9 protein-coding genes are annotated in these 9,147 nt (G+C 73.1%); 7 read left to right on the top strand and 2 right to left on the bottom strand.

What is annotated here, in order from left to right:
- The first annotated feature begins 126 nt into the window (after nt 1-126).
- The 4 genes from DEI84_RS14390 (at nt 127) to DEI84_RS14375 (ending at nt 3,572) form a co-directional block, all read left to right on the top strand.
- Nucleotides 127-852: a PspA/IM30 family protein gene (locus tag DEI84_RS14390; protein ID WP_110891362.1), complete on the top strand. Its 726-nt coding sequence runs from the start codon at nt 127-129 to the stop codon at nt 850-852.
- Between the two features lie 57 nt (nt 853-909).
- On the top strand, nt 910-1,731 hold the full coding sequence (locus DEI84_RS14385) for an arginase family protein (RefSeq protein ID WP_110891361.1): 822 nt from the start codon (nt 910-912) through the stop codon (nt 1,729-1,731).
- 80 nt (nt 1,732-1,811) lie between these two features.
- On the top strand, nt 1,812-3,212 hold the full coding sequence (locus DEI84_RS14380; RefSeq protein WP_110891360.1) for an NAD(P)/FAD-dependent oxidoreductase: 1,401 nt from the start codon (nt 1,812-1,814) through the stop codon (nt 3,210-3,212).
- Between the two features lie 3 nt (nt 3,213-3,215).
- Nucleotides 3,216-3,572, top strand: coding sequence for a Fe-S oxidoreductase (locus DEI84_RS14375; RefSeq protein WP_110891359.1), 357 nt, complete (start codon nt 3,216-3,218; stop codon nt 3,570-3,572).
- A 238-nt stretch (nt 3,573-3,810) separates the two neighbouring features.
- Here DEI84_RS14375 and DEI84_RS14370 read toward each other — a convergent pair whose 3' ends face one another.
- On the bottom strand, nt 3,811-4,626 hold the full coding sequence (locus DEI84_RS14370; RefSeq protein ID WP_110891358.1) for an ABC transporter ATP-binding protein: 816 nt from the start codon (nt 4,624-4,626) through the stop codon (nt 3,811-3,813).
- Entirely contained in the window at nt 4,623-5,537 is a 915-nt protein-coding gene (locus DEI84_RS14365) for a siderophore-interacting protein (RefSeq protein ID WP_110825134.1), read from the bottom strand. The genes DEI84_RS14370 and DEI84_RS14365 overlap by 4 nt, the downstream gene beginning before the upstream one ends.
- 79 nt (nt 5,538-5,616) lie before the next feature.
- Between DEI84_RS14365 and DEI84_RS14360 the strand changes: the two genes are divergently transcribed.
- The 3 genes from DEI84_RS14360 to DEI84_RS14350 all read left to right on the top strand — a co-directional run bounded on the left by DEI84_RS14360 (nt 5,617) and on the right by DEI84_RS14350 (nt 9,147).
- Entirely contained in the window at nt 5,617-6,573 is a 957-nt protein-coding gene (locus DEI84_RS14360) for an alpha/beta fold hydrolase (RefSeq protein WP_181420479.1), read from the top strand.
- Between the two features lie 111 nt (nt 6,574-6,684).
- On the top strand, nt 6,685-8,184 hold the full coding sequence (locus DEI84_RS14355) for an ABC transporter substrate-binding protein (RefSeq protein WP_110891356.1): 1,500 nt from the start codon (nt 6,685-6,687) through the stop codon (nt 8,182-8,184).
- Between the two features lie 9 nt (nt 8,185-8,193).
- Nucleotides 8,194-9,147, top strand: a complete 954-nt coding sequence (locus DEI84_RS14350; protein WP_110891355.1) for an ABC transporter permease — start codon at nt 8,194-8,196, stop codon at nt 9,145-9,147.

Genomic DNA, 9,147 nt, shown 5'->3' with positions numbered 1-9,147 from the left:
GCGGCGGCCGCCATCGACGAGGCGAACGACGACACCACCGGGTGGCCCGGCGGCGGCTTCTCCGGCGGCGGCCGCTTCTGACCGGTCAGACCCACCTAGACAACCAACCACGAAAGGGACACAGCAATGGCAAAGCAGACCATCTTCGGCCGGATCTCCTCGCTCGTCCGGGCGAACATCAACCAGATCATCGACGACGCCGAGGACCCGCAGCTGATGCTCGACCAGCTCGTCCGCGACTACTCGAACAACATCGCCGACGCCAAGAGCGCCATCGCGCAGACGATCGGCAACCTCCGCCTGCTCGAGCAGGACAACGAGGAGGACGTCCGCGCCGCCCAGGAGTGGGGCCAGAAGGCGGGCAACGCCTCCGCCGCAGCGGACAAGTACCGTGCCGAGGGCAAGACGGCCGAGGCCGACAAGTTCGACAACCTCGCCAAGATCGCCATCGGCAAGCAGATCGCCGCCGAGCAGGAGGTCAAGGACAACGCCGCACCGCTCGCCACGCAGAACGAGCAGGTCGAGAAGCTCAAGCAGGGCCTCGCCGGCATGGAGCAGAAGCTCGAGGAGCTCCGCGCCAAGCGCAACAGCCTCGTCGCCCGCGCCAAGACCGCAGAGGCGCAGTCGAAGGTGAACGACGCCATCGGCACGATCGACATCACCGACCCGACGAGCGACCTCGCGCGCTTCGAGGAGAAGGTCCGTCGCGAAGAGGCGAAGGTCATCGGCCAGCAGGAGCTGCAGGCGTCGAGCCTCGACGCGCAGTTCGAGAGCCTCGAGGACGTCGGCCGCGACGCCGAGGTGGAGGCCCGTCTCGCAGCCCTCAAGGCCGGCGGGACGTCCGCGGTCTGACACCGCGCACCACCGGCAGCTCCGGACGACGTCGGACCCGGCTGACAGACTGACAGGATGCGCTTCCTCGTGGTCGGTCAGTGGCAGGGTTCGGCGTCGTCTCGCGCCATGCGGCTGGCGGACGGAGCCGCCGCCGTCGCCGCGGACCTCCCCCGAGCCGCGACGACCACGATCGCCGTCCCACCCGGTGCGGGCGACCGGCTCGACACCGCGATCGCCCGCTACACCTCGGTCCTCTCCGTCTCCGGATCCGTCGCCGAGGAGTGCGCCGTCGCGAGCGAACCCGTGCTCGTCATCGGCGGGGACGGCTCGACCGTCCTCGGTGCCTCGGTCCTCGTCGGCCCCGACACCACCGTCGTCCGGTTGTCCGGCTCGAGCGGCTACCGAGCGCTGAACCGCGCGCAGCCGGTCGCCGCCGAGACGGCCGCGCTGCGCCTGCTGGTCGACCGCCCGGCAGACCTGTTCCCGGAGCTCCCGGTCGTCCCCGCCGCGTCCGTCGTCGTCGCGGGCACCCGCGGGACCGAGGGGGCCGAGGCCGCCGCCCTCGAGCGCGCCGGCGTCGCACACCTCGACGTGGACGCGGCCACGCCCGACGCGCTCGCAGCCGCCGTCGAGCGGACCGGGGCCGCCGGGGTCTTCGTCCACGTCGACCTCGACGTGCTCGACCCCTCCGAGGTCGACGGCCTGCTGGAACCCGTGCCGTTCGGACTCGACGGCGCCGCCCTGGTCGCCCTCGTCCAGGCGGCCACCGCCGGCCGACGGCTCGTCGGCGCCGCCCTCACCGGCTTCGCACCCGTCGACCCGGAGCGGGCGGTCGACGACCTCGGCGTGATCCTCCGGATCGTCGGCGCACTCTCCACCGCAGCACGGGCCTCCTGACCCGCCCGTCCACACCGGACGCTCCACACAGCGCAGCGCTCCCGGCCGGGACCCCACCCCGGGCGGCTACGCTCGACCCCATGACGGACTACGACCTCATCGTGATCGGAGCCGGCGCTGTCGGCGAGAACGTGGCGGACTACGCCCACAAGCGCGGCCTGTCGGTCGCGGTCGTCGAAGCCGAGCTCGTGGGCGGTGAGTGCTCGTACTGGGCCTGCATGCCGTCCAAGGCCCTCCTGCGCAGCAGCCACGCGGTCGCCGCGGCCAAGCGCCTCGGCGGAGCGGAGGAAGCCGTCACCGGCACCGTCGACGCTGCCGCCGTCCTGGCCCGTCGCAACTCGTTCACGAGCAACTGGGACGACGCGTCGCAGGTGCAGTGGCTCGAGTCGTCCGACATCGCGCTGATCCGCGGGTACGCGAAGTTCACCGGCGCGAAGACCATCGAGGTCGACGGGACCTCGTACACGGCCGGGGCCGTCGCCGTCGCGACCGGCTCGCTGCACACGCTGCCGCCGGTCCACGGACTCGAAGCGGCGAAGCCCTGGGGCACGCGCGAGGGCACGAGTGCACAGGAGGTCCCGGAGAGCCTGCTCGTCATCGGCGGCGGCGTCGCCGGGTCCGAGCTCGCCACCGCGTGGGCGGCCCTCGGCGCGAAGGTGACACTCGTCGCCCGCCACGGCCTGCTCGGCGGGATGGAACCGTTCGCCGGTGAACTCGTCGGCGACGCCATGCGCGAGGCCGGCATCGACGTCCGCACCGGCGTCAACCCGACGCGCGTGGACCGCGACGAGCACGGCCTCGTCACGACGACCTTCGACGACGGCACGACGCTCGTCACGAGCGAGGTCCTCGCCGCGACGGGCCGCGCCCCGGGCACCGGCAACCTCGGGCTCGAGGCCGTCGGACTCACCCCGGGCGAGTGGCTCGAGGTCGACGACACCATGCTCGTCACCGGCACCGACTGGCTCTACGGCGTCGGTGACGTGAACCACCGCGCCCTCCTCACCCACCAGGGCAAGTACCAGGCCCGCGCCGCCGGTGAGGCGATCGCCGCCCGCCTCCAGGGGAAGCCCGTGCACGCGGAACCGTGGGGCGCCCACGTCGCCACGGCCGACCACGCCGCGGTCCCCCAGGTGACCTTCACCGACCCCGAGGTCGCGAGCGTCGGCCTCACCGAGGAGCAGGCCCGGCAGCAGGGCATCGACGTCCGTGCGGTCGAGTACGACCTGGGCGCCGTCGCCGGCTCGGCACTGCAGGCCGACGGCTACACCGGGCGCGCCAAGATGGTCGTCGACGAGTCCCGCGGGGTCGTCGTCGGCGTGACCTTCGTCGGGCAGGACGTCGCCGAGATGCTGCAGGCCGCGACGGTCGCCGTGGTCGGCGAGGTCCCCGTGCACCGACTCTGGCACGCCGTCCCCGCCTACCCGACGATGAACGAGATCTGGCTCCGCCTGCTCGAGACGTACGGCCGACCCGAGTAGCCGGTGCTGAACCCGCTCGTCGACTCGCCGGTGTCCCGCGCCGGGTGGGCGTTCGCGACGGCCGTCGGCCTCGCGATCGGCCTGACGCTGTCGACGGGGCCCGTGCGGGTCGTCGACGGGCTCGTCGTCTGCCGGGGCCTGCCCCGCTGGGTCTTCCGGCGTGGCGGGACCTGCGTCGGCTCGGTCTACCTCACCCGGGACAACGACGGCGACCGGGTCCTGCGGCACGAGCGGGTGCACGTCGACCAGTGGCGGCGGTACGGCATGCTCATGCCGCTGCTGTACGCGCTGGCGGGGCGCGACCCGCTGCACAACCGCTTCGAGGTCGAGGCCGGACTCGAGGACGGCGGCTACCGCTGAGCGCCGAGCGCTCAGCGCCGAGCGCCGGCCCGCGCCCGGCTCGGCGTCGGCCGCAGCGTCCGCCGGTCACGCACAACGGAAACCGGCTCGAACCACGGTCTCCCGTGGTTCGAGCCGGTTTCCGTTGTGCGGCGCCGGACCGCGCCGGCGCCGGACCGCGTCGGCCCCGTCGGACCCGGATCGCGCCGGCCCCGTCGGACCCGGATCGCGCCGCAGCGCGCAGCGCGCAGCGCGCCCGTCAGCGCGCGCGACGCGGCACGACGAGCGGCGTGCCGGTCTCCGGGTCCGGCACGACCACGCACGGCAGGCCGAAGACGTCCTCGACGAGCTCCGCGGTCACGACCGTCGCCGGCGGCCCCTGTGCCACGATCACCCCGTCCCGCATCGCGATCATGTGCGTCGCGTACCGCGCAGCCTGGTTGAGGTCGTGCAGGACCGCCACGACCGTGCGACCGGCCGCGTGCAGCGTCGAGGCGAGCTCGAGCACGTCGTACTGGTGCGCGATGTCGAGGAACGTGGTGGGTTCGTCGAGCAGCACGATGTCGGTCTCCTGCGCGAGCACCATCGCGATCCAGACGCGCTGCCGCTGGCCGCCGGACAGCTCGTCGACGCCGCGGTCGGCGAGGCCCACGATGTCCGTCTGCGCCAGGGCGGCCTGCACGACCTGCCGGTCGGTGCCGCTCGAGGGGTGCAGCAGGTCCTGGTGCGGGAAGCGTCCGCGGGACACGAGGTCGCGCACGCTGATGCCGTCCGGGGCGATCGGCGTCTGCGGCAGCATCGCGACGCGCCGGGCCACGGCCTTCGGGCGGTAGGACGTGATCGGACGGCCGTCCAGGTAGACCGTCCCGGCGGTGGGCTTGAGCGTCCGCGCCAGCGCCTTGAGGAGCGTCGACTTCCCGCAGGCGTTCGGACCCACGATGACGGTGAGCTCACCGTCCGGCACGTCGACGTCGAGCCCGTCGACGACCACGCGGTCGTCGTAGCCGAGCCGCAACCCGCGGGCGCCGAGTGCGGTGACGGGCGCCTCGGGGGTGAGGACGCTGGCAGGGTTCAACACTCCGCCTTGCCGTGGCGCCAGTACCCCATGAACGCGACCTGCTTGCGGTCCAGGCCGACGCCGCGCACGAGGTGGCGTCGGAGTTCCTTGACGCAGCCGGCCTCCCCCGCGATCCAGGCGTAGACGGGCAGGTCGTCGTCCTCGCGCGGGACGTCCCAGAGCACCTGGTGGTCCACGTCGACGTCCGCGAGTTCCACCGGCACCGCCGCGCGCCCATCGGTGAGGACGGGCGCCGGCACCGCGACCGTCGATGCCCAGGCCTGCACGTGGTCGGTCATGCGGACGCCGTGCGACGCGCCGTTGCGGGCGATCCACCGCACCTCGACCCCGGCGGGCGCGGAGACGGGCAGGCGGTCGGCGTCGGTCGGGACCTCGATGAACACGTGTCCGACGGCCGAGACGTCGAGGGCCTCGAGGATCGCGCAGATCGCGGGAGCGGCCGTCTCATCGCCCGCGAGGAGGATCCGGTTCGCCGACCCGGGCGCGAACTCCGCCGCGCCGGACGGCAGGTCCTCGGGCGACTCCGGCACGCGGGGGCCGACGATCCGCAGTTCGTCGCCGACACGGCACGCGGACACCCAGCGCGAGGCCGGCCCGCCGTCCCCGTGGGCGACGAAGTCGATGTCGAGCTCGTGCGCGTCCGGACGGAAGGAGCGGACGGTGTACGTGCGGATCGGGTTCCGGGTGGCGTCCGGCAGTGCGCGCCACGCCGCGAACCAGTCCTCGCCCTCCGGCAGGTCGGAGAACCCGTGGCCGTCGAGCGGCAGGAGCACCTTGATGCGCTGGTCCAGCCCGACGGCGGAGAACTCCGCGAGTTCGGCACCGGTCAGCGTCACGCGGACGAAGTGCGGGGTGAGCGAGGTGACGGCCGCCACGCGGACGGAGAAGACGCGGTACCGGGCAGCCACACCTCGAGTATGGCATGCCTTACCTAAGGGGAGAAGGACGGGTCATCTCACAGCCCGCGTCGGCTGCGACACTGGGACGGTGTCCGTGCACGATGACGAGTTCTCCGACGTCCCCGCCCTGGCCGCCGCGAGCGGCGTGACGGAGCCGCTCCGTGCCTCCCGGCAGGTGGTGCCGACCGTCCCCGGTGGTGACGTCTCGGCCATCCGTTGGTCGCGCACCGGTCCGCCGGTCCCCGCTCGGGAGGCCCGGATCACCTACCTGCACGGGCTCGGCATCGACGCGCACAGCTTCGACCAGACCGCGATCGCCGTCGACGAGCCGGCCGTCGCGCTCGACCTCCCCGGGCACGGGCGGTCCGCGTGGCGTGCAGACGCCGACTACGCCGCCACCACCACGGCCCCCACCGTCCTCGCCGCGCTCGACGCCCTGGACGTCCCGCCGGGCATCGTCGTCGGGCACTCCCTCGGCGCGATCCTGTCCGCCCGCCTCGCCGCGCTCGCACCGGAGCGTGTCACCGGTCTCGTGCTGGTCGACATGTCGCCGGACTTCGCGCAGCGCGCCGTCGACCGGATCGCCCGCGCACTGGAGGCCGAGGAACCGTTCTCGGACCTCGACGAGGTCGTCGACCGGGCGATCGCGGCCCGCGTCGGCGACGACCGACCCACGCTGCTCCGCGAGGCCCGGCACACCACCCGGCTCGGCGACGACGGTCGGCTGGTGCGACGCCACCACTTCCCGCACCTCGGCGTCGGACGGTCGGCCTCGGTCGGGCGCTTCGCCGACGCCTGGCCGGACCTGGAGCAGCTGGACGTACCGCTGCTGCTCGTGCGCGGGGACCGCGGGTACGTCTCCCCCAAGCTGCACCAGTCCTTCGCCGAACGGCTCCCGGATGCCACGATCGTCACGGTCGCGTCCCGGCACGCGGTGCAGACGCAGGCGCCCCTGCCCCTCGCCGCTGCCATCCGGTCCTGGGCGACCACGCACGGTTTGTCGGACGGCGTCGAAGAACCCCCCTCGACTTCGTCGGAGCCCTGACACCGCCGGTGCGACGCATCCCGGTAGCCTCGTCCGAGCGCCGCTGACGACCGTCGTCGCGCCGCCCTCGTTCCGGACCCTGCGTGGCCCGGCTCCGGGAAGGAACCCAGCATGCGTCCGCTCCACCGCACCGCACTCGCCGCGACAGCACTCGTCGTCGCGACCTCGGTCGCCCTGGCCGGCTGCTCCGGCGGCCCCGACGAGACCCGTGGCGGTCCCGACGCGACGGTCCGGGTCGGCCTGGTGCTCGAACCGACGAGCCTCGACATCCGCACCCAGTCCGGCAACGCGCTCGACCAGGTCCTCATCGACAACGTCTACCAGGGGCTCGTCGGCCGGACCGCCGACGGCGGGATCCGCGACGTGCTGGCGTCCTCGCACGAGGTCTCGGACGACGGCCTGACGTACACGTTCACGCTCCGCGAGGGCGTCACCTTCCAGGACGGCGAGCCGCTCACGGCGGACGACGTCGTGTCCTCGCTCGAGGACGTCAAGGCGAACGACTCCTACGTCGACGCGGACGACCTCGCCTCGGTCGACACCGTGACGGCGACCGGCGACGACCAGGTGCAGCTCCGGCTCACCCGGCCCGACTCCGAACTCCTGTGGAACCTGACCGGACGCGCCGGGCTCGTGCTCGAGCAGGGCGCTGACGGCGACCGGACGAAGACCGCGAACGGCACCGGGCCGTTCGAGGTCGCGAACTGGAAGCAGGGCGACTCGCTCACCTTCAAGCGGAACCCGGACTACTGGGGTCCGAAGGCGAAGGTCGGCACGGTCGTCTTCCGGTACATCACCGACCCGTCCACGGCCGTCAACGCGATGGCCGGCGGGGACCTCGACGTCCAGACCGCGGTGGACGGCACGCTGAAGGGGCAGCTGGAGGGCACCTCCGGCATCACCCTGCACACCGGCAAGACCACCGACAAGTACACGCTCGCCTTCAACGACCGGAAGGCGCCCTTCGACGACGTCCGCGTGCGCAAGGCGATCCGGCAGGCGATCGACCCCAAGGCGGTCATCACGGCCATCGGCGGCGGCGGCGTCGAGCAGGGCGGCCCCATCCCGGCGCTCGACCCCGGCTACCAGGACCTGACCGACATCGACGCGTACGACCCCGCGTCGGCGCGGAAGCTCCTGCGGCAGGCCGGCGTCACGAAGCCCACGCTCACCCTCACGTACGCGAACGTCTACCCGACGGCCATCGGCGACGTCCTGACCTCGCAGCTCGCCGAGGTCGGCATCACGCTGAAGGTGCGGCGCGTGGACTTCGCCACCTGGCTCGACACGGTGTTCACGAAGAAGGACTTCGATCTCAGCATGGTCAACCACACCGAGGCGCGGGACTTCGGCAACTGGGCGGACCCGGACTACTACTTCGGCTACGACAACGCACAGGTGCAACGGCTGTACGCCGCGGCCCTCGCCACCACCGACCAGGACGAGAAGGCCCAGGCGCTGCGACAGGCCGCCCGGATCGTCAGCGAGGACGCCGCTGCCGAGTGGCTGTACACCGCGACGACGACGACCGCGGTCCGTGACGGCGTCTCGGGCTTCCCGTTCGACAGCACCACGACCCGGCTGGACCTGGCGGACCTCGCGGTCTCGTAGCATCGCACCGTGACCCGATTCCTCGTCGGGCGGGTGCTCCTGCTCGCCGTCGGCCTGCTCGTGGCGAGCCTGATCGTCTTCGGGACGCTGCGCGTGCTCCCCGGGGACGTCGCACAGGTCGTCGCCGGGGCCGAGGCGACGCCCGCGCAGGTCGCAGCGCTCCGGGAGCAGCTCGGGCTCGACCGTCCGGTCGTCCTGCAGTACGTCGACTGGATCGGCGCGCTGTTCCACGGCGACCTCGGGAACTCGCTCGTGACCCGCGGGCCGGTCGCACCGGAGATCGCGGAGAAGCTCGCGGTCACGCTGCCGCTGGCCGGCATGTCCCTGGTCGCCGCCCTCGTGGTCGGCGCCCCGCTCGGGGTCCTCGCCGCGGTCCTCCGCCGCCGTCCGGGTGGGGCGGTGATCTCGTTCGCCGCACAGGCCGTCGCGGCGGTCCCGGTGGTCTGGGCCGGGCTGCTCCTGGTCGCGCTGTTCGCCGTGACGCTGCACTGGCTGCCGGTGCAGGGCTTCCCGCTCGACGGCTGGCGGACGCCGGGCCGGGCGTTCGCCGCGCTCGTCCTCCCCGCGCTGACGATCGGTGCGGTCGAGGGCGCCGTCATCCTGCGCTTCACCCGCTCGGCGACGCTGTCCGTCCTCGACGCCGACCACGTCCGGACCGCCGCAGCGGTCGGGCTCACGAAGACCCGCGCTCTGCTCCGGCACGGCCTGCCGAGCGTCGCCCTGACCGTGCTCGCCGTCCTCGGGGTGCAGATCGCCGGGCTGCTCGTCGGAGCGGTCGTCGTCGAACAGGTCTTCTCGCTCCCGGGCGTCGGGCGGATGCTCGTCACCGACGTCGGCCGGCGGGACATCACGAAGGTGCAGTCCGAACTCCTCGTCCTCACCGGTCTGGTGCTGCTCGTCGGGTTCGCCGTCGACGTGCTCCACCGTGCGCTCGACCCCCGGCAGCGGGAGGCCGCATCGTGA

The organism is Curtobacterium sp. MCBD17_023 (genome assembly GCF_003224415.1).
Lineage (GTDB): Bacteria > Actinomycetota > Actinomycetes > Actinomycetales > Microbacteriaceae > Curtobacterium.
The sequence above is the reverse complement of the archived record's forward strand: the minus strand, read 5'-3'. Positions and strand labels throughout refer to the sequence as shown.

Bases quoted from the DNA above. Each gene is read 5' to 3' on its own strand.
- DEI84_RS14355 (WP_110891356.1), top strand. From the start codon at position 6,685: ATGCGTCCGCTCCACCGCACCGCACTCGCCGCGACAGCACTCGTCGTC.
- DEI84_RS14385 (WP_110891361.1), top strand. From the start codon at position 910: ATGCGCTTCCTCGTGGTCGGTCAGTGGCAGGGTTCGGCGTCGTCTCGC.
- DEI84_RS14380 (WP_110891360.1), top strand. From the start codon at position 1,812: ATGACGGACTACGACCTCATCGTGATCGGAGCCGGCGCTGTCGGCGAG.
- DEI84_RS14390 (WP_110891362.1), top strand. From the start codon at position 127: ATGGCAAAGCAGACCATCTTCGGCCGGATCTCCTCGCTCGTCCGGGCG.